The organism is Enterococcus sp. AZ050, assembly GCF_051715085.1.
Taxonomy (GTDB): domain Bacteria; phylum Bacillota; class Bacilli; order Lactobacillales; family Enterococcaceae; genus Enterococcus; species Enterococcus faecalis.
The window spans coordinates 878,878-903,733 of the sequence record NZ_JBIOTC010000001.1; the positions used below are offsets into that span (position 1 = coordinate 878,878).

Here is a 24,856-nt window from a genome sequence, read left to right on the forward strand (position 1 = left end):
CTTATTAAAAAAATAAAGCTCTTCATTTATCATAAGCATTTTACTTTTTATGCACAAGCTCAACATAATTAAATAAAGATGGCTTTTTAATAAGTAATTAAAACGCTTCTAGCAATGATTTTCTAATTTATTTGATGACTAAAAAAGGCCGGTGAATAAGTTGCTTCACCGGCCTTTTTCTAAGAGATTTTTCTTTTATAACATATCAAATAATGATAATTGGTTTTCATCTGGCAAGTCTTTTAAGACACCATTTTCATTCATGTATTCAATTAACGTTTTAGAAACTTTGCCTCGTGTTGCCAAATCTTCTTTCGACAAGAACGGTTGCTCTTCTCGCGCAGCGACAATGGCTTTCGCTACGTTGAGTCCTAAACTTGGCACTGCTCGGAAAGGTGCAATCAAGGTATCCCCTTCAATCACAAAATTTTCAGCGTCCGATTTGTACAAATCAATCATGCCAAATTTATAGCCCCGTTCCAGCATTTCATTACATAATTCTAAAACCGTTAATAAGTTCTTCTCTTTAGTGGAGGCGTCCATCCCTTTGTCCGTAATTTCTTTCATTCGTGCTTTCACAGCTTCTTTCCCTTGTGACATTGCCACTAAGTCAAAGTCATCCGCCCGAACGGAGAAAAATGCACAGTAATATAAGATTGGGAAATAAACTTTAAAGTAAGCGACCCGCAACGCCATTAATACGTATGCTGCCGCATGGGCTTTCGGGAACATATATTTAATTTTAGAACAAGAATCAATATACCAGTCAGGGACGTTGTTTTCTTTCATCGCATTTAAATACGTATCCCGTAGTTCATCAGGAATCTTATTCCATTGTCCTTTACGTACCGTTTCCATAATCTTAAAGGCCATCCCACTGTCCAAACCAGCATGAATTAAATATACCATGATATCATCCCGACAACCAATTACTTCAGCAAGATTGGCTTCGCCACGGCGAATCAACTCTTCTGCATTCCCTAGCCACACATCGGTTCCGTGAGACAGTCCAGAAATTTGAAGTAATTCTGCAAAAGTTGATGGATGGGTCTGCTCTAACATGCCTCGAACGAAACGTGTTCCAAATTCAGGAATTCCTAACGTTCCTGTTTTAGAATAAATTTGCTCTGCATCCACACCTAGAACCTCAGGTCCTTCAAAAATACGCATCACTTCTGGATCGTCTGTTGGGATGGTTTTTGGCTCAATCCCAGATAAATCTTGTAACATCCGAATCACGGTTGGATCATCATGTCCCAGAATATCAAGTTTTAAAATATTATCGTGAATGGAATGGAAATCAAAGTGCGTCGTTTTCCATTCTGCCTCTTGATCATCAGCAGGGTATTGAATTGGCGTAAAGTCATAAACATCCATGTAATCAGGAATTACAATAATACCGCCGGGATGCTGCCCAGTCGTCCGTTTAACCCCTGTTGAACCTTTGGCTAAGCGATCAATTTCAGCACCACGCAAATGTAAATTATGATCTCTTTCATATCCTTTAACAAAGCCATACGCTGTTTTGTCAGCTACTGTACCAATGGTTCCTGCCCGATAGACATATTCTTCACCAAAAAGAACTTTCGTGTAGTTATGGGCTTCGGCTTGATAATCGCCAGAAAAGTTCAAATCGATATCGGGAACTTTGTCGCCATGGAACCCTAAGAACGTTTCAAAAGGAATATCGTGACCATCTTTAAACAATCGAGCGCCACATTTTGGACAGGCTTTTTCAGGCATATCAAACCCTGAACCATAGGAACCATCTTCATAGAACTCAGAATATTGACACTCAGGACAATAATAATGTGGCGCTAAAGGATTTACTTCAGTAATCCCTGTCATTGTCGCAACAAAACTCGAACCGACAGAGCCCCGTGAACCGACTAAATAGCCGTCTTCATTACTTTTATGCACCAGTTTTTGAGAAATTAAATAAATGACCGAGAAACCATTCCCGTTAATCGAATTCAGTTCCTTTTCTAACCGTTTTTCGACAATTTCTGGTAAAGGATCGCCATACAATTCGCGCGCACGATTGTAGCTTAAATCAGTGATCTCTTGTTCAGACCCAGGAATTTTCGGCGTATACAAATCGTCTTTTACTGGAATAACTTCTTCACATAAATCAGCGACTTTGTTGGGATTTTCTACTACAATTCGCTTAGCGACGTCTTGTCCTAAAAATTGAAATTCCGTTAACATTTCATCGGTGGTTCGGAAATGAACCTTTGGTAAACTATGGCGATTTAACGGATTAGCGCCACCCATAGACCCGACTAAAATTTTCCGATAGATGGCATCTTCTTCATTTAAATAATGAACATTTCCAGTGGCGACAACCAGCTTGCCAAGTTCGTCACCGATTTTCACTAGATTACTAATAATTTCTTCCAAATCTGCTTCATTTTTCACCAATTCTTGTTCAATTAATGGCGCGTAAACTGGTTTGGGCATAACTTCAATATAATCGTAGAATTTGGCACGATTTTTTGCTTCTTCGACACCTTTTTGCATCATTGCTTCAAAGATTTCGCCGTTTGAACATGCGGAACCGATTAAAAGCCCTTCTCTTAACTTCGATAATTGCGAACGAGGAATCCGTGGTACTCGGAAAAAATAATCTACATTGGACATGGAAATCAATTTAAAAAGATTTTTTAATCCTGCTTGAGTTGTTGCTAAAATCGTTGCATGGAAAGGTCGAGCTCGTTTGTATGAGTCTCCTTCGCCAATATGACGATTCAAATCATCATGGAAATGCATATCATGATTCTCTTTCGCTTCTTTTAAGAAAATCCAGCACAAATGACCCGTTGATTCCGAGTCATAGATGGCGCGGTGATGTTGTTCTAAGTTGACGCCAAATTTTTTCGATAAGGTATTTAGACGATGGCTTTTGAAATGTGGATACAAGAATCTGGATAATTCTAATGTATCGATGACGGGATTAGCCGCTTCAGGTATTCCATGTTTGCCATAACTTGTATTTAAGAACCCCATATCAAAAGAAGCGTTGTGGGCCACTAAAATAGTTCCTTCTGAAAACTCTTTAAACATGCGTAAAACTTCTTCTTCGGATTTTGAACCGCGCACCATTTCATCTGTAATCCCAGTTAAATTGATCGTTGTTTGAGATAATGGATGGCCAGGATCAATAAATTGCTCAAATGTCTCAATGACATTTCCTTTGTGCATTTTGACAGCGGCCAATTCAATAATTGTATCATAAACAGCGGAAAGCCCCGTTGTTTCCACGTCAAAGACTACATAGGTAGCATCTGTTAATTCAATATGTTCTTCGTTGTAAGCAATGGGTACACCATCATCAACAATATTAGCTTCCACGCCGTATAAAATTTTAACGCCTGCTTTTTTACCTGCAGCATGGGCATCAGGAAACGCTTGGGCGCCGCCATGATCCGTAATTGCGATGGCCTTGTGACCCCATTTCCCCGCTTGCGCCACCAAGTCACCTACTTTATTGGTCGCATCCATTGTACTCATGTTACTATGCATGTGTAATTCTACACGTTTTTCACCTTCTGGCGCGTAGTCTTTTCTTGGCGCATGGGCGACTTCCATCAAATCTTGGGCATTCATGACTAAATCACGCATGAAGGTATCTTCTTGTACACTACCACGAACACGAATCCAACTTTGCGGTTGAATCGCATCAAAAACTTGTTCATCTTTTTCCCCATTCGAAAATTTCTTCACCACGAAAGAGGAAGTATAATCAGTTATTTTCAAAATTAAAATTTTTCGTTTAGAACGCAATTCACGCACTTCTTTATCAAAAATAAAGCCTTCAATCGTTATCCGACGTTCTTCTTCCAGTATGTTTCCCATTGGCATAATGGGTTCATCATTGGGAATATTCCGACCTAAACGAATTGGACCATCAAACGCAGGCGCTTGTTGTTGTTTTTCTTTTTTCATTTGTTCATGTTTAACAAGCGATTCAGCAGCTTGTTGTTGAAAGGCTGCGGCTTGTTCTAATTTTTGCTCTTCAAACTTTTTCAGCACTTCTGCAGCTTGCTGTTGATCCATTTTTGGTTCAATATGAAATTTAGGAAACCCGTAAGAGAAATAAAGTTCCTCAATAATTGGTAAATATTGTTGCTTCAAATAAGGAATAACTGCTTCATTATCAACAGGTAAGATAATTTTCCGATCTTCAAATTGTGGTGTCTGTGTTTTTAAGACTTTCTGAACTAACGGTGTATTGCATTGACTATTTAACAAGGCCAATTGCCAATAATCCGTTAATTGTTCCTCAGTAAATGTTGTCTGATTTGTGGTTATTTGAACGGAAACCTGCGCAATTTGTTGAAAAGCTAGTTCCAATTGTTGCATAAATGTTTGATATAGCATCACTGGCATCAATTCATCAAAACTTAAATGAAATTCCCATAAGCGACTTTGTTGGTGAACAATGACCTTGTCAATCCGGCCATTTTGAATTAAGGGATGTTCTTTCGCTGTGTCATCTAACTGAATTTGCGTCATCAGTTTATCAAATAAATCGCGTGCTTTTTCTGTCACAAAATGAACCTCCTTCTATCATTGAAAAAAGGCCCTCAGACAAATCTGTCAAGTGCCTTTTTTCGGTTTCTCTGCATTCGCTTCTCTATTAAGTATACTCGTTTTTTGTAAAAAAACAATCTTGTTCCGTCAATGGCTTGCTAAAAATTAGAGAACAAGAGTAATGTACTCCTGAAGAATTCCATTATTTGTTTGAACATATTGAACAAAAAAATCCTGTCAATCCGTATTTACCAATCCCTTACAAATCCATTCTTGCCATTTCTTCCAATTTCTCAATCTCTTTTCGATAATTTTTCCGCATGGCTTGTTCTGTTTCTTCTAGGATTAAAACAAATCGGTTTTCTGTTCGTTTCACTTCATCTAAACTGGTGGCTATTTGATGATGAAACATTCGTTTGTCCCAAGTATCATTTCTAGTAAAATAAGCCACCTTGCCTACTAGTTGGTTCGTTTGTTGTCTAAATCGCTGGATTTCAGCGGAAACATGTTGCTGTTGTTGATTGATTCTGCGCTTTTCTTGATAATAGTTGTCTTCAATCATCTGGTAACTGCGGCGTTTTTCTTCCGGTGTCATCTCTTAACCTCCTTTTGCTGGTGTTTTTAAATTTGCGTCAGGAATCGTTTTCAAATAATGGCTCGCTGCGTCCGCCACTTGCCCTTGAAACGCACCTTTTAAGGAAGAAGGCAACGTAGTTTTTGATTGTTTGCTCATCAATTCTGAAAGTTTCTTGATTGTATGTGTGGAGGTTTGTTTGATGGTTGCGATTCTGGTTTGTTTTGCTGTAATCACAGCTTGAATGGCTTGGCGTTCTTGTATCTTTTGTACGCGTTCTAATTCCAATTGAAGTTCTCTTTCCAGTTCATCCATGTGCGACATCCTTTCATTTCTGTGCAAATAACTGATTCCCTGCTTGGCGATCGTATTCTTGAATATTTTTAGCCGCAGTTGTTAACTTTTCACTAAATGTCATCAGTTTTTGATTATATTGTTGAACTTGTTTCCGATTGTGACTGGCCTGTGCCTCGTCCCACAAACGACTTTTTTCATACGGTGCAATCATTGCTTGGACCTCAGAATAAGACAAATATTGTCTAATTTCATTAGCACTTGTTAAAATTTCCTTGGAAATTTCTGCTAACGCTTGTTCTGTGTCTTGCTGGCTTTGTTTTAGCAATTTCTCCGCTTCTTCACCGATTGTCCTAGCCTGATTAGCTACCTGTAATGCCAAGTCTGCTCGTAACTTGATTTTTTGACCGCCAGAAGCACTGGCAATTTTTGTATGTAAAGAACGAATAGCTTTATCAGTACCAGATTTTAATTTTTCCAAATTCGCATTCGTTTGCGCAAATTCGCCATAGAGTTCTAAGTACTCCTGCACTCGTTTTTTCGCTTCGGCTTCATTATTTGTGGTGGGATCCCAGTCGCCATTTTTCTTTGCCCAGACTTTCGCTGCTAACTTGACTTGCTCCAAAGTCATATTCGGTGCAAAAATGCCATCTTTGGCTAAACGATCCAAATCCAAGTCGTCCCCGTCAAAATAGTTGGCTAAAGTATTATGTTCACCAACCCCTGAAATCGAAGAAATCGTGCCATATTTACTATCACGTCCTGACAGTGCTGCCCATGAATCATTTTGGTAGCGAATCAAAAATTCTGGATTTTCTTGTAGCCACTGTTTTTCACTCGTCGTTAAACGTTCAAATTGATTGCGGCCCCAATCATCAAAACTGGTGGTACGAAAGCCCATTTCTTGCCCGTATTTCCCTGCCATTTTCATCATGTAGCCACCTGATTGACTAAAGCCTGCAACATCGGTAATTGTGCCGTTTTGCGAGGCGATTTTTTGCTGCGTTTGTTTTAAAAATTTTTCAGCTTCCTGATATTCTTCAGAAAGTCCACCTACAAAAGCTGTTCCAGCTGTTTCAAAGCCTTTTTTACCTTCATCCCCAAATGAATTGGTACCAGCGTACACGACAGCGACGTTGTTATAGTCAGGTTTGCCTTGGTCATCTAAAGGGGCGATGGCCATGGCATTTAGTTGGCTGGATTGGGTGCTGGCGGCTTTGTGGATGATTTTGAAGTCTGTTTTTTTCCTTGAATTTTCAATCGTACATTTGTATTCTTTGTTTGAACAGTATCTTTCGTCTCATCAATAGCGTTAGCTAATATTTCCGTTGTGATTTCTCTACTCATAGATTCTCCCCCCTAATAGTTCAACTCATAAATTTCTAAGTTATAAATGATTTTTGCATTATCACTACCAAAAATTGACTTCTCTAGCTTCGTGAATGATTCTTTTTCACTCTGTTTTAAATCATAGGTAGCATTTTCCAAATCCGATTTGATTGAAAAATCAATATTTTCAGAATTCAAAGAACTTGCTTTAACATATTTTTTCAAATTATTGTCATAATCTGTTTCATCTGTCAAAGTAAATCTTACAGAAAAATATTTATCTTCTGATACAAATATATTCACTCTAGTATTCACATAATTCCCCAACAACGAAGGCCCATATCCTTTTGCATTCCGCCATTCCACGCCAACGCCTTGCCACTCAATCTTCTCAATACCTTCATAGTTTTCTACCAAATAGTTTGATACATATTTTTGAATTAAACCGATGCCTTGTTGGTAATCTTTTTCTATTGCTTTTTTATCCATGTATTGTTTCCCTCCAATTCCTATTATGATTAGTACTACAGCAGCTAAGGTACTTAGTTTTCCTTTTTTCACTGGCTTCCCTCCTTTCTTTTTTATGTACAATCATGTTTTAACACTTATTGGATTCGTCCCATAAATTCCTTTCACTAGTACAGCACCAATGCTACTGGGTTCCCTTTACTAACCTAACTTCATTCAATCGTTTCTGTTCTGAAAGAGTATTTTCTTTAATTTTCTAACCTATTTTTTATTAGTTATAACCTCCTCTATTTAATCTAATGAATTAGCCACCATTTTATAATACCATTAACATATAATTACTGTAAATATAATTTTAAATTCTATATATATATATATATATATATATATATATATATATGAAAAATTTGTTTAAAAACACAAAAATATCATTTAATCAGCTTAAATCACTTATTTATTTCCTTTGTTATTTTAAAAAAATAAATGGAGTAATTTTATATAGATTAATTTTTAAAATCGAATATTGTTTATAGCTTGAGACATTTAAGTTTTTTATTACATTAAAAAAGCTTAAAACAAAATCAGAGAAACTTTGATTTCGTTTTAAGCTTTATACTGTTATTAAGTTTGTTTATTTATTCCGCTTCTGATGTTGTGTTCATCAAAATAGAAAGTGTACTTTCTAATTCTTCTTTGCGTACTTCCAACATTTCACCAGTACGTTTGATTTTGACTTCTACCACACCATCAACTGCTTTTTTACCGACTGTGATACGGATTGGACAACCAATTAAATCAGCATCAGCAAATTTTACGCCTGCACGCTCGTTGCGGTCATCAACTAATACTTCGTAGCCCGCTTCGGTCATCATTGCTTCAACTTCTTGTGATAGTTTTGTTTGATACTCATCTTTCACATTCATTTGGACCACGTGTAAATCAAATGGCGCAATTCCTGTTGGCCAATTAATACCGCGCTCGTCTGCATTTTGTTCAACGATTGCTGAAAGTAAACGACTAACGCCGATGCCATAGCAACCCATGATCACTGATTTTTCACGACCGTTTTCATCTAAAACTGTTGCGCCCATAGCATCACTGTAACGCGTTCCTAATTTGAAGATATGACCAATTTCGATTCCTTTGGTAAAGGCTAAGACACCATTGCCATCAGGAGAAGGATCGCCTTCTTGAACAAAGCGTAAATCTTCGTAACTAATTGGTTGGAAATCACGATCTGGATTTACATTTGTCAAATGATAGCCATCTTCGTTAGCTCCAACAATGGCGTTGGCTAAATCTTGAACAGCTAAATCTGCATAAATTTTAACATCTTCGGAAACATTGACTGGACCAATTGAACCAAAGCCCGCTCCTAAGACACGGCGAGCATCTTCTTCTGTTGCTTCATCTAAGAAATCAGCGCCTAAGAAGTTTTTCAATTTGACATCATTGACATCATGATCGCCACGAACCAAGACCATTACTGGCTCTTCATCGGCAATAAATAGTACTGATTTAATAATACGTTGTGGCTCAACTTCAAAGAAGTTTGCCACTTCGGCAATTGTACCCACTTCTGGTGTTGCAATTTTTTCTAAATCTAATTGTGTTTCATGTGATTTTTTCGGCGTATAAAGACTTGTTGCCATTTCTAAATTGGCAGCATAATCACTTTCTGTTGAATAGCAAATAGTATCTTCCCCAATTTCAGAAATCGCCATAAATTCTTTAGAATCTTTACCACCCATGGCACCACCGTCCCCAATAATGGCACGGAATTCTAGTCCACAGCGTTCAAAAATGCGTGAGTAAGCTTTTTCGTAATCACGGTATGATTGATCTAAACTAGCTTCATCGGCATGAAAAGAATAGCCATCTTTCATGATAAATTCACGGCCTCTTAATAAGCCAGAACGTGGGCGTTTTTCATCACGATATTTTGTTTGAATTTGGTATAAATTCAAAGGTAATCGTTTGTAAGAATTGATTTCATCACGAATTAATTCTGTGAAGGTTTCTTCATGCGTTGGTCCTAAGATATAGTCACGGTCATTGCGATCTTTTAAGCGATACAAGTTAGGTCCATAAGTTTCATAACGGCCTGATTCTTTCCAAAGTTCTGCTGGTAATAACGCAGGCATTAACATTTCAACTGCATCAATTTTCTCAAATTCTTCTCGCATAATCGTTTTTAATTTTTCTAAAACACGATTGGCTAAAGGTAAATAAGAATAGATCCCTGCAGCGACTTGACGAATATAGCCTGCGCGCAACAGAATTTGATGACTTAAGACTTCTGCATCATTTGGTACTTCTCTTAACGTTGGAATTAACATTTTTGACTGTTTCATTAAAACTCTCCTCTATTTTAAAATCAACTATTTTTGATTTCTTTACACACTTTTTTACTTAAGCTTTCTCCTTAAAAGAAAAAGCGTTGAATATCGTTCCAAGTAACTAACACCATTAACACCATGACAAACCCAAAGCCAATTAACGTAATGATGCCTTCTTTTTCAGGACTAATTGGTTTTCCACGTACACCTTCAATAATGTTTAAGACAATTTTCCCGCCATCTAAAGCTGGGATCGGCAACAAATTAATAATCCCTAAGTTCATTGACAACATGGCCATTAAGAATACAACTGTACTTACTCCAGCATTGGATGCTTCTTCCGATAATTTAAACATCATGACTGGCCCACCTAGTTTGTTTAAACTAAAGCCTGTGAATAGTGAGCCGAGTGCTTTAAAAATCTGTGTCGTACTATTCAAAGTATCCTGAATACCACCCATCAATTTTGACGGTAAATCGGTTTTCATATAAGGATAAACGCCGACTTTACCAATCGTTTGTTTTTCCACTTTTTGTTTTTCTGGTGTCACTGTTAGTTGCTCTTCTTTGCCGTTACGCTCAACTACGAACGTTAACGGCTTTTCGGGGTTCTTCTGCACAATGGTTGTAAAATCTTCGTATTTTTTGATTTTTTGATTATTAATCGATAAGACTTTATCGTTTTCTTTCAACCCAGCTTCTGCGGCTGGGCCATTAGGAATCACTTGTCCAATTTGGTTCGTGTTTAAATCAGTGACGCCTCCTTGTAGAAAGACCGCTAACGTAAACAGAATAAACCCTAAGATAAAGTTATTCATGGGTCCCGCAAAGTTCGTTAAAATGCGTTGCGATAATTTCGCTGATTGAAATTGAACGTCAAGTGGCGCAATCCGCACCTCGGTTCCATCACTTTCAATAATCGTTGCATCATGGTCAACTTTATAAACGGTTTCTTCTTCCTCGTTTCCATTGACATAGCCCTTGATGAATAATTCTTTTTCAAGATCAAAATCAACGACTTCCATCGGAATACTATGAGGTAATTGTACTTTTTTACTTGTATTAATTTTAACCACATTACCCACGGCATTTAACTCAACAGATAGAGGCATACCTGGTGTGATTTCTGTCATGTCTTCGCCCATCCCAGCCATTCGCACATAGCCACCAATCGGCAATAAGCGAATCGTATAAGTGGTGCCATCTTTTCCACGATGCGCAAAAATCTTTGGTCCCATTCCGATTGCAAACTCACGAACTAAAATACCCGCTCGTTTTGCAAAATAAAAGTGGCCAAATTCATGTACGAGGACAAGAATACCGAAGACAATAATGAATGTGATAATTGTTTTCATAGATGTCCTTCTTCCTTCATTCACTGACGTTCAGTGCTTTTTATTATTACATGGGAAAGTCTCGTAAAACTTGCTCTGTTCCCTTCCCGATAAACCAGTGCAACTGTTTACTGAGAACAGTCGCCACTGTTAGTGAACAAATCTTTCCTTATGTAAGACAAGTTTTATTTTAGCATATTCACTCATAAATAACCATTGGACTTGACCACTTCGCCTAGATATTTTGTGTTTTTTTAGAAAACTCTATAAATGAGAGGAATTGATTACTACGACCAGTATTTTTTTAAAGACCTTCAACAATAGTAGCTAACTTTAGACCATAAACTTTTCCGACAGTTTGTCGTATTTTATCAACACGCTGATTGACATGTGCTACCATGAAAGTATTAATAGTAATTTTAGGGGGAATGAATCAATGTATGGAGAATTACATGGTAAAGTGGCCGTTGTCACTGGTGCAGCTACGGGTTTAGGATTATTTATTACTCTGCGTTATATCTTAGAGGGCATGAATGTTGTTGCTGACTATGTCGGTGAGCTGCCTAAAGAATTTGAAGATGTCCAAGCCAAGCACGCAGACCGCGTAAAATTCGTGAAGGCTGATGTCTCTAATGAAGAGGATATTAAAGCGTTAGCTGAAACCGCTTTAAAAGAGTTTGGTCATGTTGACATTTGGGTAAATAACGCCGGTGTGGAGGCTTCTTTTCCGACAATTGATATGCCATTAAAAGAATGGCAACGTGTCATTGATGTCAATTTAAACGGTGTCTTTTTGGGTTCTAGAGAGGCACTCCGAATATTTAGAGATCAAAAAATCAAAGGGTCAATCATTAATATGTCCTCCGTTCACCAAAGAATTCCTTGGCCAACGTTCGCCCACTATGCGGCAAGTAAAGGCGCCACCGAAATGTTCACGAAAACAATCGCTTTGGAATATGCGGAATATGGTATTCGTGCCAACTGTATTGCGCCTGGAGCGATTAACACACCTATTAATGCTAAAAAATTTTCCGATCCCGAACAGTTAAAACAAACAACGAGCATGGTTCCTATGGGCATTATTGGTAAACCCAATCAAGTAGCTGCTGCGGCCGCTTGGTTAGCTTCTGATGAATCCTCATACGTAACCGGAACAACACTCTTTGTAGATGGCGGGATGTCTCTATACCCTTCGTTCCAACACGGAGCTGGTTAAAAAGTAGTCTGCAACAAAATTCTCTATGAATTTTTGTTGCAGACTTTGTACTATCACACACAAAATCTATTCAGGAGGCTTACCATGAAACTAGTCAAAAATGTTTTTTTAATTTTAATTGGTTTAGTTATTATCGGGATTGGCGCATCCACTTTAAGAGTGGCAGGTTTAGGAGTTGATCCTTTCACTGCTATGAATATCGGACTTTCTTCGATGTTTGGTATGCAATTAGGCATTTTTCAAATTATTGTCAATGCGTTTATTTTATTCTATGTCTATTTAAAAAACAAAAAAGCCATTGGTCTAGGAACTATTTTAAATATGCTTTTAGTAGGGATTTTGATTCAACAGATTTCTACTTGGCTTCAACCTTACGCCGATAGTTTAGGAGGCTCAACAATTGGCAAACTACTTTCTTTATTCGTCGGAGTCCTGATTTTTACATTTGGCTGCGCCTTATACATGGCTACAGATCAAGGCGAATCCCCCTATGATGCGATTGCGCCAACCATCTGTCAACAAACCAACAAACCTTACGCTTCTGTTCGAAAAGCACAAGATTTGTTGGTCCTATTAATTGGCTTTATTGCTGGTGGTCCAATTGGGATTGGTACAATTATTTGTGCATTTGGTGCTGGCCCACTTATTAGTTTTTGGAACAAGTTACTTCAACCTTTAGTAAAATGATTTTTTAACTAAAATATAAGAAAAAGCGATGACTCCATAGAGATTTTCTTCTCGAGTCATCGCTTTTTTATTTGTGCTTCTTTGAAGAAGCATGATTAGTGTGTTTCTTGTTTGGCTTTCCGTTGTTGTTTTGGTTGATTATTTGTTGGTAGAGTGAAAAACTAGCCGACAGAGCCTTCCATATTGGAATCGACTTCTCAACCAGTGTCATTAACTATCAAACCAAGTTATTAAGAGTTCTTATTGTAGTTTAAAGACTCAATATTTATCAATGATTATCAAATTAGGATGGTCAAAATCTGGTCAATTTTGATGTGTTATTGGGAGCAATTTAAAAAGCTGTTTTGTTAAAAAATTCAGCTTTTTTATTCGCAATTTTCTTCAATAAAATCAGTTACATTTTTCTTGGTATTTTCAATGTTTATTTATAATAGTAACCATTACCTGAACAAAAATGTAACATGATCTTCTCAAGCTTTCAAAAATCTCATATCATTGTCAGGCAGAAATGTTTTCCCATTTATACATAAGTATTTATATATTTGCCAATTTAAGGCATATTATTGAAACAAAGAAGAGAAACATTAAAGCCTCTCTCCTCACAATTAAATTTCGTTTAAATTGCATTTGTAGATATCATAGAAGCCAACACACTTAAACTTCTAAATTCTCTATTAGTATTAGAAGCAAGTATAAAACTTGGAAAGTCTGGGTCATACACATACAGAGCTAAATTTTCTATATCTATCTTATGAGTCTGACACATGGTGTTTATATATAGACTATCAGGATTTGTCCTTATATATTTCCCCAACATTTCAACATATTCAAAAAGTTGTTCTTTAGATAGTCCACGTATAGAATTACTAAAAAAAGCTTGTGGTAGATAAATAGTTGCTTTAACATTTTCAAACACAACTTGTATAGAAGCAGATGATTGTTCTTTGTTAAGAACTACATTTTTAATTAAGCCAACAGTCGACAGATTCTTATTGGAATCTCTCTCTGATATTTGGTGAAGAAGAACCGATATAAACGCTGGTTCTCTTGTTTTTGTACCATTTTGATCTAATTTTTCTTTACTTACTATACTATTGGGATCATACTTTATTCTAAACCCTGTCTTGACATCTTTGGAGTTAGGATCATCTGAATCCTTTTTAGACCTAGTAGTCTTTTTCTTATCTGACTTAGCTACTTTTTTTTCCTCTGGAGGATTTAAAAAATCTCTTAGCTTTTTACCCATGTTTTTATTTCTACGAGAAATACCATCATCTGATATATTTCCATTAATCTCAATATATACAGTTTCAGGGACAACCCTAATTGAGTCATCAGCATAATCACACTCTTCATTATGTTCAAAACCTTGCGGTTTTTTCAAGTAACCGCCTTCACGAGTTCTAACATAAATTAATTTCGCATCACAATTTTCATCTGGACAAAACAAGTGGTTCACGAAATCATCATAATTATTTTGATGCGGAATCCTTTTAACTTCGATAAATCTAGATTCACCATCCTTTGAATACAAAGCTTGACTAAATTTTACCATTACATCATTCCCTATCTATAATATTTTATAGAAAAGGTCGAAATTAATTCTAGTTTTGGATACTCTAAGCAAAAAAGCTTTACATTTTCAAAAACATTTGGTAAACTTCTAAGAGTCAACATTTTAGTTAGGTAATTGATTTTTGTGTTGTGTCTGCAACTAGTTTAACTAATATCAACCACGGGGATAGACTGCAATCTATGCCCTTTTTTCTATTACTTGATAATATCACAATGTATTTATACAGTCAAATCTATAACACTATATATTGTGCCTCATTCTTTTATATAGATTGTAAACAAACTATATATTAAATACGAAAAACTAATTGTAGAACGCTACCAAATCATCTGAACATAATAATTAAAGATTATCCACCCCCTACATATAGTAGGTGAAAAAATGTACTAAGATTTCAATTGGTCTATTATCCCTTCTATATTCACTATTTTCCATTCTCCTCCCTCTATCAGCCTGTTTTCAACTTCTCCTTGTTTTTCATATATCATCCTAAAATCTAATTCTTTATTTTTGCATACACCATCAAGTCTATAAACCATAGATATATATACATGACTCACTGACGCACCTTTGTCATCTATTTTAGTTATAGAACAACTATCCAATCTGATATCCTCATATTCTTTTCTAAATAGACCAGCTTTTTCTTTCACTGAAACTTTTCCATATATATTTTCAAAATACAAACTAACTGGTGTACCAAAGTTTCCTTTTTTAATGCATTCTAAAAATTTAATAGCATTGGCTTCTGGTGTCCCATCTTTAATAGTAAAGTGCTCATAACCATTTTCAAATTTTCTTGGTTGCCATTCTTCAAGTAGCTTATCCATTTTTTGTAACTTCTTTTTATGATCAGTATATTTCCTAGCTATATCAAAAAAACTTGTTTCTCTACTTTTCTTTTTCTCTTCTAGATACTCTTCTCTTCTTTTTTCTTCACTTTCTAAAGACTGAATCCAGTCATTCACATAAAATAAAATGGCAAATGTCTTAATAGCAACTATCTTATTATTATATTTCAATTCCCTACCATGTAGTATACCGTTTCTATAAGGTAAATAAATCGGTTCTACATTAGTTTTTGTTCTATTTTTCTTTAAAATATCTACAAGAGAATTTAGTCCTGTAGAATGACCTGCAATACTATCCCATACGTCTAAATCTGTCGTATCAGCAAATAACCCTGTTGGTTTAATGTCATTAACTATACCATCAACCAACATTAACACAATTGGGATACAGCTATGATATCTTTCCTCAAAATAGTCTTTTTTAGCCAAATTTAGTAACTCAGCTCTTTCCTTGAATATAGGTCTATAAGATAACATGTTAATTAGCCATTCTAGCTTTCCTTCATAATAATTTATAAGAAGACTTTCCCCATCTATTCCCTGTTCCACACATTCTTTCATTACTTTAACATCTAAAGAATCATGCGCAATCCATCCTCTAGAAGAAAATATTTCATTAAACTTATCTGGTAATTCTTTAATTTCTATTATCCTTTTTTCTAGCAAATCAAAATCTTCATCAATTTTAATACCAAATAATGAAGAAATACTGCTTAGAAGTTTAGCTCCTTGTATACTTTCTTCTAAATCATGTATAGTTTCATTTTTAGCTATCTTATCTCCCATTCAATCACCTCGTTTCTTATTATATCATCCTTCTTTAGCCAAGGATAACCAATAGAAGCTATATGAAATATTTGTAGGTCTGTCTCATCTACAATAACTCCCACAACTATGTAGTACTTTTTAAGGATTTTCAACCAAAAACTATTTTTCATTTCATCTGTATTTGAAACATAAAAACCGTTCTACCTCAACGTTTATAAGCCTTTTTTTCATTTCGTTTCATGTATCAAAACTTATTAACCTTTTACAAAAGTCAAAAAAAGAATACCCCCAGTGAGCACTGTAGCTCATTTAAAGGATACCCTCAGTACGGTCAAATAATAACGGGGTAGGATTCTATATCCTATTCATCCAATTCCTTGTATCATTCTACCGAAGGTATGATTAGCTTGAGTTGGTTGTACTTCAATTAGAGTAAGAGTGTACCCCGTTTTCAGTGGCTCTTTTAAACTTACTGTTATCCCTTCTCCCACATTCTGCTGAACAGATAGGCTAATTGCTTCTGATATAGCTTGCTTATCATTTGGAATAGACTCATCAACATAAATAGAAAAGTAACGTAATCTATCTATACAGATATTGTGAACAGCGCTCCTAAGAAAACTGGTCAAGAGTTTGCTGATATGATGGCTCATCAGTAAAAAGCTGGTCATTTCTACTATCAAGACAAAATAAAAAAGCTAGAATCCTTATAGATTAAGGGTTCTAGCTCCTATAACAGGTTTATCCCACACTACCTTCCAGCAAAAAGTTAGCTTTTTCTGAAGGCTCTAATGGGTTCTAAATATTGGTATGACAGTATTCTTTTCTCTAGTGAATACTGTCATATCCCGTTAATTTTTGCCAATTGTAGTTAGTTTTGAGTTAGTTTCAAACTTTTTTGGCAAGAAAAAATGGATATTTTTGGGAATTTTAGTAAGAATTTGCGAGCTAGGTTAGATACTAAAAAAAACATTTCTGAATTAACTTATGCTCAAGATAACTTAGCAAGATTATCTTGAGTAATTTATTGCTGCATGCTCACTCAAAAATATCTAAAGAATTTAATAGAATATATTCTTAATTATTCCAATAGTTCCTTTGTCTTTAAATACTCAGCAATATTGTCATGATCCGGGAAAATAGTTTTTTGATTAATACCTAATCTATTTAAACTCCTAAACACTTTTTCTTTATCTGTTATAACAAATTCTACATCACTATCAACTTTTGAAAAGCCTATATAATCACTAGTTTCATTAGCTGCTCCTCTATAATGAGGCAGTTGATAAAGAAATGTTCCCTCTTGTGATTTCATACGCTCAAATTTAACAGATGGTTGAATAGAAATTAACGGAAATACAACATGCGACCCAACTTCATAAGATATAGAAAATTGATTTGAAAAACTATCTACCATATTCCTACTTTGCTGATTAATAGCCAATAAGATAATCACTGCAAGTGTATCTGACAAATATTGTTTATAATGAACTTCAAATATAGGATCTTTTCCAATCATTGAAATTGCAGTCCTAAATTTGTTACGCTCTTTATTATACTTAAAATCTATTTCGAAATATTTCAAAAAAATTTCCTCAAAATTTTGGGCATACGTCTCTAGATTTTCGTATTCTTGTGACTTAAACTCTCGTAATATTTGAGCAAAAGTCGCATCAACTTCAATTCCAATATATTTTCTTTCATACAAAACACTATTTTTTACCATAATTGATTCTAAATTTTCAATACATTTAAATAATAGTTCACGTTTAGCTTCAATGGATTGATTTTTTATTTTTACTAAAACTTGATATGTGAAGTCATTATCTAAAAAGAAAGAATTTAAAGTCATTTCTTCTTTATTTTCAAAATCAGACATATCAATGAATCTTTCTTTATTAAAAACATGAACTTTACATGTACTTTCCTGATAATTAGAAGAACATGCAAAATAGAGTGCCACCAGTGGACTAGAGGTGATATCTATTAACGAAGTTGGTAACCCATGATGTTGTGAGTATTGAAGAAAATTTTCTCTTTCAATTTCATTTAATTGATGTCCAACTTCACTATAATATTCTTTTAACGTTTTTCTATAATCGATTCTTTGTCTCATTTCAGAAAAAGGAATATTGTACTCTCTAAAAGCAGAAGCCGTTATTTCTGGAAACTTAGTACTCGATTCTCCCCTATAATAATAATTACCATCTAAAGCTTCTATATTAGAAATATAGTCTTGAATGTTATTAATGTTGATTATCGTCTTCATACAATTATCCTTTCATCAATTATTTTTTATATGTTCATGTTAACATATAATTTTATGTAATAGCCAATTAGTTAAGTATTCATTCGTTATGAATACTTATATATTCTGTCTAAATCAACCATCAATTATATTTATATTCTACCAATACTATTCAAAAAAAGATGCACCAGAAGCCTTGATATAACGGCATTCTGATTTTCTGACGAATACCAACTGACTCATCTTAAAAATGAGTATCTTTTTTCATATACCCCACTCGATGTACTGATCTCTATGTGAGAGCCAGTCTGCTAATAATTCTCACTTTATTTTTGGGAACAAGACAAAATTCACGTTACTTTCAATAAAGATGTACTTCTTAACTTGAACTATCGGATTATTCGAGGTTAGTTGATTACCAAAATAAAATACTATAATATAGCTATAAAGGAGGGATTCATTTGAAAATTAACAATCATTATGTTCCTAAAACATATCTAAAACAATGGGCTCGTGAAAATAAAATTTATGAATATAAGCTTCTAGCTCCTCATGATAAATGTCCTAAATGGAGTAATGTTTCTATCTCAAGAACTTCAAGCCTTGACTCTTTATATTTGTATTACGATGAAGGCGAAATCACCGATGAAATGGAAGATTTTTTTTCAACTGAATTTGAAATGCAATATAGCTCATTCATCGATAAAATTAACTCTTACTCTATTCTTGATGAGATTGACGAAGAATATATTTCAAAGCTAGTTGCTAGTCAATACCTCAGAACATTGAAGGGTTTTTACCGTATTCAAAAATTTGTAATAGATACATTTCCTGATATTATTGAAGATTTAACATTCTCAATGGAGCAAGAGTTTAAAACAACAGGAACTTTGCGAGTTGATAATAAATCAAAAACAGAATACAACAACTTCATTCCCTTAAAAGTTGATATTCAGAAACTTGATGAGGAAAAATCTGGTTTGATCGTACAAACAATTGCTGGTAAATCATTGTGGTTGTTTGGTATAAAACATCTCCTTACTTCCACTTATAAAGCTTTAAATAAGATTTCATGGTGTATCTATGATGCTCCTAATAACTTTGAATGGGCTACTTCTGATGACCCAGTAATTTTTCTAAACTTCTACAATAAAAAGAATTACAATTTTGATGGTGCTTGGGGTGTAAACAATACAAATATCATTTTCCCTTTATCTCCAACCAAGTTATTATTTGCAACAATTGGTCAACCTACAACTCCATACCAAAAAGCGTCTCTGACTTTTGCTGAGGAAATCCAAAGATACATTGTTGAGAATGCATATTCTAAAGTATATTCGCGAATTGCTGTAAAAAAAATCACGAAAATACGCAAACGTCGTGTAGATGAAAAAGAATTCAGAGAATTTAATGACTCATTAAAGAATTTCCATGACAATTATGTGAACGATGAAATTCCTCTTTTAAAAGACAAACTTTAGATAAATAAACTCTTATTTTTTCTTTGAAAAATTGATACATCATTCAATAAAATAAACTTTAAAAATTTGTTAGAAGACCAGATTATTGGCGAGTTTCCGATAGATCCTAAACATTTGTATTACAACATTATTTCCTATAAATACAATTAAGGCTTGAAATTTTTTGTGGATTATAATTGGTTTTAATTGAATTTCAAACTAATTAGTAAATAATTCGCGAGCTAGAATAAATACTGAAATAGTTAATTAACGTCTTCAGTTTTTTCAAAGATACAAAATTTTATCTCCCTATGTACTAAAATTATATTTTCTGAATTATGCTATACTTTAGGAGATAACTTCTAAATTTAAGGGGGAAATTTAATGCGCGATAAACCTATATCTGGAAAAAATGATAATAACTATTCCATTAAATACAATAAGCGAGCTCACTCGGATTATATAAATTTTTTCAAAGAAAATAATGATGATGTTATCTTTCTAAATGGAAAATGGGGAAGCGGAAAAACTAGTTATCTTAACATTATTCTTGAGGAAAATAAAATAGACTTTAAATTTATAAAACTCAAAAAAAAGATAATAAAAACAATAGATTTATGGAGAATAACAACTAATCAAAAAACTTCAGAAATTTGCTACAGAACACTTTTTCCGATAACTGGTTTCATCACTAAATATATTTTCTTTTTAATATTCTTATTGTTTAGCGGATTGGCTGTATATTTTTCCAATATAAAGTTTCCTATCGAATCAGCTACTAGTAGTTCTTCATCTATTACTACCACTACTTATTTTTTCTTTATTTCTGGTTTTTTATCTGGAATGACTCAAATTTTAGGACAGATTGATTATGATAGTTTATTTTTAAATCTACTAAAAATTCGCACAAAGAAATACTTTTTATGGAGAAAAAGAATAATCATTATTGACGATTTTGATCGCATTACTCCTTCTAGACAGAATGAATTATACAAAATTTTCAATTTGATAACTAACAAAAAAATAAAATTTGTATTTTTGGGTGATTACAATTCTATTCAACAAAATGAAGATAGCTACTTACAAAAAATAATTGATAGAAGAATAGAATTGCCTTATGAACTATCACCTTCAAATTTTTGGTCACTCTATTTTGAAACTATTACTAGCTCTATCGAAGAAAAAAGAGAAGATGCATTAAGTACTACTGAAACTAAAAACTTAGAAACTTTAAAAAATGAAATAATTACGGAAAATAGAACCTTAAGAGAAAAAAAATTATTTGAGAAGTACGTGAATGAAATCATATATCATGAAGATCGATACGATAAAGTTAATATAGATCAACAGTTTTTAATCATCTATCTCTACTTATTTCATAATAGTCATTATAACATCTTAGCTAACAAAATCGATAAGCTTTTAGATGCTTACCATCATACTGGCTTTAGATTAGCTATTCAAAATGATTCTGAAAAAAAGAATAGTGAATTAGAAAATATCAAAAATGAAGCTAGAAAATACTTTGGAGAAAATAGCACAACTACTATTCCGACTATTCTAATTCTAGATATCCTTTTGAGATACGATGATTTATACGGAAATACACAATATAAAAATTATAAATACAATGACTTTATTACCCAATTCCCAAATTATCTCATTAACTATGTTCCTGTAAATATTGCTGGAAAAGATATTAGAGATATGATTAATAGTTCCTCTACAAGAGAAAAAGTATTACAAAAAATCCAAGAAAACTCTAACTCAGACATATCTGATTATATTAGAAGAAATCAGAATCAATTAACTATTTCAGAAAAAAATAATTTATTTAAATTAGCTATGGACTTTGTTAGTCATCAAGATTATAAATATCCTGATGATGCAGATATAGATAAACAAGCAATTAGAAAAGAAGTTTGCATGATTATTAGTTTAGGCCTGCACTTAAACACTTACTTTGATTCTAGAAACAAAGATGAAGCTAGAGAATACTTGCAAAAACATTTTATCCATAAACTTGATGTTTCTGCTCAACTTCAATTCTATCAGTACTATCTCTATATAGAGCCAACAAATGTATTAGATTCCCAGAGAAAAGCTATTGTATCTGCCTTACAATCTGATACTATTAATGATTTAGAATATCCGGAATTTATTTTTCACTATCTATATCTAAATAATAAAAAATTTACTGATAAGCAAGTAGAGACACTAATATTGTTATCAGACCGACAGTTCTATCACTTTATTGCTAGAAACAGCTATGATCGCGGTATTAACAGAATTGAATTACGTTCAACTATCTCAGATATGCAATTAAAAAGAATACAGACAAGATATACAGATATGGATAGCTATTACAAAGATAAATTGAATATACAATTAGTCAAGGATCACTAATTAATATTGAAAGACGTTCTTATATGGACGTCTTTTTTATATAAATGAAGTTAACTTTAAGATAATGGAGATTAAAATGGTAATAAAAATAAGAAACCCTACTCTCATTTTTCAAAAATTATCAATCAACTTAAGGAGACAAAATAAATGAATACAAAAAACACCAAAGCGATTACGCTGTTTAGTTTACTAACAGTCCTAATCGCTTTTTTTATTTCCCCTATTACTACATTCGCTGCTACGGTCAATTATGAAAAAGTTGCGAACTACATTTCTACCTGGCATATTAAATCATTAGGTGGATTACATTGGACTGATGACGGCATCCATATGATTAAAGCGGATAATCAACCTGCATTTTGTATTGAACATGGAACACTTCTTACTGGTGGTTCTGGATTCACCCCATCAGAACTAACTATCGCAGAAAAAGAACGCCTTTCATTAATTGCGTATTACGGTTATCAAGTAAACCCTACTATTGATAATTATGGGATTACTCAAAACTTAGTCTGGCTTGAATTTGGCGATGAATTATTAACTACAAATATTCCCAATTTTGAGAATCGGAGAAATGAGATATTAAATCAAGTCAAAAATCATAACGTCAAACCGACTTTTAATAATCAAACAATCAATCTAAAAGTTGGTGAGTCCGTTACTTTAGAAGATAAAAACAATGTCTTATCCAAATATGTTAAGCAGCTTAGTAATTCCGCTAACCTCAAAATTGAGAAGAATGGCAATAAACTAACATTGACTGCTACCAAAGATTCTAAGGAATCTGGAACGATTAAATATGGTATTGCTGATTCAAATTCAGTGGGTCAAAGCTTTGTTTATGCTAAACCTAATGAACAAAAAGTCGCCACCTTTAAACTTTCAAATGCGGGTGAATTCAACCTGAATGTCAAAGTGAAACTAAATGGAAATATCAAAGTAAAGAAAATCGATAAAGATACAGGAAAACCTTTACCAAATGCTAAATTGAAATTTGAGTACGACAATAAAACCAAAGAAGTGATGACAGATTCTAACGGACTTGCACAAATAAATGATATTACTCAAGGTACAACCGTAACAATTAGCGAAGTGACTGCACCAGATGGTTTCTTTAATCAAGGTGAACTAAAAAAAGTAGTAGTAGAACCAAATAAAACCATTGAAGTAACTTTAGATAATAAACCTCAAAAAGGACAACTTTCCCTCATAAAAAAAGGAAAAGTACCTGTAGGTCTTGAAAAGAAAGAAACTGAATATGGTGATTTATATGAATTCAAATTTGATTACAGACCTCTTGCAGGTGTAACTTACGAAATTCAAGCGACAGAAGATATCAAAGTTGGAAGCACAACTCATGCTAAAAAGGGCGATACTGTGGCTACTGTTGTAACAGGTGATGATGGAGAATTAATTGACATGCCTCTTCTCTACCTTGGTAAATACCAAGCTATTGAAAAATCTTCACCTGATGGATTCATTATTGATTCCACTCCGATTCCTTTTGAATTCACTTATCAAGGACAAACCATTGAATTAGTCTCTGAATCCTTATCCGCTACCAATGAATTTCAAAAAATAAAATTAACACTTCATAAATCTGAAGAAGTCATCAAAGAATGGAAAGATAACCTCCCTATTCTTGATGTTCAAGAAGCAAATGATAAAGTATTTGGTTTGTACACAGATCAATCAATGGCGTTTGCTGATCAAGAAATCCCTCAAGACTCTTTAATTAATTATGGAACGGTCAAAGAAGGTCTTTTAACCCTGGATGAGCTTCAGTATCCAGAAGGTAACTATTACTTCAAAGAGCTAGATTCAGGTACGGATCACGACTTAAATCCCAATAAGTACCCTTTTAGCTTTAAAGCTGAAGATAATGATTCACTGAAAGAAATTACAATCTATGAGTCTCCTACCGAAGAAGGTTCTGATATTTCTATCTTGAACAAATTACATTTTAATGAATTCCGTATCAAAAAAAACAATGAGCAAGCAACATTGAAAAATAAAAACGGGTATGAATTTAATTATGACGGTCTAGGAACAGGTGCTGAATTTACACTTGAAGATGAAGATGGAAAAGTTTTGCAAACCGTTTCGATCGACAAAGAATCCATAGGTACTTTTTCAAATGTTCCTGTAGGGACGTTCTATCTGAAAGAAAAGTTCCCTTCTTCTGATCATTACCTCCCCCTTGATTCTATTATTCAAATAACTTCTACTAAAGAAGGTATTAAAGCAACCGATTCTGACGGAAAAGTGATAGGGGAACAGCTTTCCGAAAATGAAGAAACTCCTATTCTATTAGAAATAAAAAATGACTTAATAAAAGGAAGTGCTGAATTAACGAAGAAAGATGTTTCTACTGGTGATGTTCTTCCAAACACCGATATTAGAATTCTTGATGAAGATAAAAACTGTATTATTGAAGGAAAAACGGATGAAAAAGGAAACTTTACCTTTAAAGATTTGCCAAAAGGAATCTATTATTTCCAAGAATTCGGTGCTCCACAGGGCTACCAATTAGATGAAACACCCATAAAATTTGAAATCAAAGAACATGGAAAGGTGGTGAAATGCAAAATGACAAATCAAAGAACAGAATCGAATCCATTGCCACAAACAGGAGAAACGCATAGTCCTCTTCTACTTGGCATTGGGATTGCCTTGTCTCTGAGCGCATTAACTTTTATTGGCGTAAAGAAAGTAAAAAAATCAAAAGAAACTAACGACTAAACACAAGAATCTACTTTTTTAAAAGATTCTT

At 34.1% G+C, this 24,856-nt stretch carries 15 protein-coding genes and 1 pseudogene; 5 read left to right on the top strand and 11 right to left on the bottom strand.

Features of this window, described 5'->3' with window-relative positions:
- Positions 1–195: 195 nt before the first annotated feature.
- The 7 genes and pseudogenes from IGJ04_RS04260 to rseP all read right to left on the bottom strand — a co-directional run bounded on the left by IGJ04_RS04260 (position 196) and on the right by rseP (position 10,892).
- On the bottom strand, positions 196–4,551 hold the full coding sequence (locus IGJ04_RS04260; RefSeq protein WP_002400824.1) for a PolC-type DNA polymerase III: 4,356 nt from the start codon (positions 4,549–4,551) through the stop codon (positions 196–198).
- 241 nt (positions 4,552–4,792) lie between these two features.
- Positions 4,793–5,128 carry a hypothetical protein gene (locus tag IGJ04_RS04265; protein ID WP_002400825.1) on the bottom strand — a complete coding sequence of 112 codons (336 nt, stop codon included), beginning with the start codon at positions 5,126–5,128 and terminating at the stop codon, positions 4,793–4,795.
- Between the two features lie 3 nt (positions 5,129–5,131).
- On the bottom strand, positions 5,132–5,422 hold the full coding sequence (locus IGJ04_RS04270) for a hypothetical protein (RefSeq protein WP_002400826.1): 291 nt from the start codon (positions 5,420–5,422) through the stop codon (positions 5,132–5,134).
- Positions 5,423–5,435: 13 nt separating this feature from the next.
- A pseudogene (locus IGJ04_RS04275) lies at positions 5,436–6,748 on the bottom strand (hypothetical protein).
- 12 nt (positions 6,749–6,760) lie between these two features.
- Positions 6,761–7,291 carry a hypothetical protein gene (locus IGJ04_RS04280; RefSeq protein WP_010707318.1) on the bottom strand — a complete coding sequence of 177 codons (531 nt, stop codon included), beginning with the start codon at positions 7,289–7,291 and terminating at the stop codon, positions 6,761–6,763.
- Between the two features lie 542 nt (positions 7,292–7,833).
- Positions 7,834–9,552: a proline--tRNA ligase gene (locus IGJ04_RS04285; protein WP_002356780.1), complete on the bottom strand. Its 1,719-nt coding sequence runs from the start codon at positions 9,550–9,552 to the stop codon at positions 7,834–7,836.
- Positions 9,553–9,623: 71 nt separating this feature from the next.
- Positions 9,624–10,892, bottom strand: a complete 1,269-nt coding sequence (rseP, locus tag IGJ04_RS04290; protein WP_002362168.1) for an RIP metalloprotease RseP — start codon at positions 10,890–10,892, stop codon at positions 9,624–9,626.
- A gap of 415 nt (positions 10,893–11,307) precedes the next feature.
- On the opposite strand from rseP, the gene IGJ04_RS04295 reads away from it, so the two are divergent.
- Both IGJ04_RS04295 and IGJ04_RS04300 read left to right on the top strand, forming a co-directional pair.
- A complete protein-coding gene (locus tag IGJ04_RS04295; protein ID WP_033625881.1) occupies positions 11,308–12,087 on the top strand; it encodes an SDR family oxidoreductase in 780 nt (259 codons plus the stop codon).
- A gap of 84 nt (positions 12,088–12,171) precedes the next feature.
- On the top strand, positions 12,172–12,774 hold the full coding sequence (locus tag IGJ04_RS04300; protein WP_438839957.1) for a YczE/YyaS/YitT family protein: 603 nt from the start codon (positions 12,172–12,174) through the stop codon (positions 12,772–12,774).
- A gap of 616 nt (positions 12,775–13,390) precedes the next feature.
- On the opposite strand, the gene IGJ04_RS04305 is transcribed toward IGJ04_RS04300, so the two are convergent.
- The 4 genes from IGJ04_RS04305 to IGJ04_RS04320 all read right to left on the bottom strand — a co-directional run bounded on the left by IGJ04_RS04305 (position 13,391) and on the right by IGJ04_RS04320 (position 18,238).
- A complete protein-coding gene (locus tag IGJ04_RS04305; RefSeq protein ID WP_438839958.1) occupies positions 13,391–14,329 on the bottom strand; it encodes a hypothetical protein in 939 nt (312 codons plus the stop codon).
- A 407-nt stretch (positions 14,330–14,736) separates the two neighbouring features.
- Positions 14,737–15,987: a hypothetical protein gene (locus tag IGJ04_RS04310; protein ID WP_002367008.1), complete on the bottom strand. Its 1,251-nt coding sequence runs from the start codon at positions 15,985–15,987 to the stop codon at positions 14,737–14,739.
- A 347-nt stretch (positions 15,988–16,334) separates the two neighbouring features.
- Positions 16,335–16,622 carry a hypothetical protein gene (locus IGJ04_RS04315; protein ID WP_002394704.1) on the bottom strand — a complete coding sequence of 96 codons (288 nt, stop codon included), beginning with the start codon at positions 16,620–16,622 and terminating at the stop codon, positions 16,335–16,337.
- A 428-nt stretch (positions 16,623–17,050) separates the two neighbouring features.
- Entirely contained in the window at positions 17,051–18,238 is a 1,188-nt protein-coding gene (locus tag IGJ04_RS04320; protein ID WP_156210240.1) for an FRG domain-containing protein, read from the bottom strand.
- A gap of 440 nt (positions 18,239–18,678) precedes the next feature.
- Here IGJ04_RS04320 and IGJ04_RS04325 point away from each other — a divergent pair, with 440 nt between their 5' ends.
- From IGJ04_RS04325 to IGJ04_RS04335, 3 genes are all read left to right on the top strand, one after another.
- Positions 18,679–19,698, top strand: coding sequence for a DUF4238 domain-containing protein (locus tag IGJ04_RS04325; protein ID WP_438839959.1), 1,020 nt, complete (start codon positions 18,679–18,681; stop codon positions 19,696–19,698).
- 363 nt (positions 19,699–20,061) lie between these two features.
- Positions 20,062–22,083, top strand: coding sequence for a P-loop NTPase fold protein (locus IGJ04_RS04330; protein WP_438839960.1), 2,022 nt, complete (start codon positions 20,062–20,064; stop codon positions 22,081–22,083).
- 147 nt (positions 22,084–22,230) lie between these two features.
- Complete coding sequence (locus IGJ04_RS04335) at positions 22,231–24,825, top strand: SpaA isopeptide-forming pilin-related protein (protein WP_438839961.1); 2,595 nt, start codon at positions 22,231–22,233, stop codon at positions 24,823–24,825.
- The last annotated feature ends 31 nt before the right edge of the window (positions 24,826–24,856 follow it).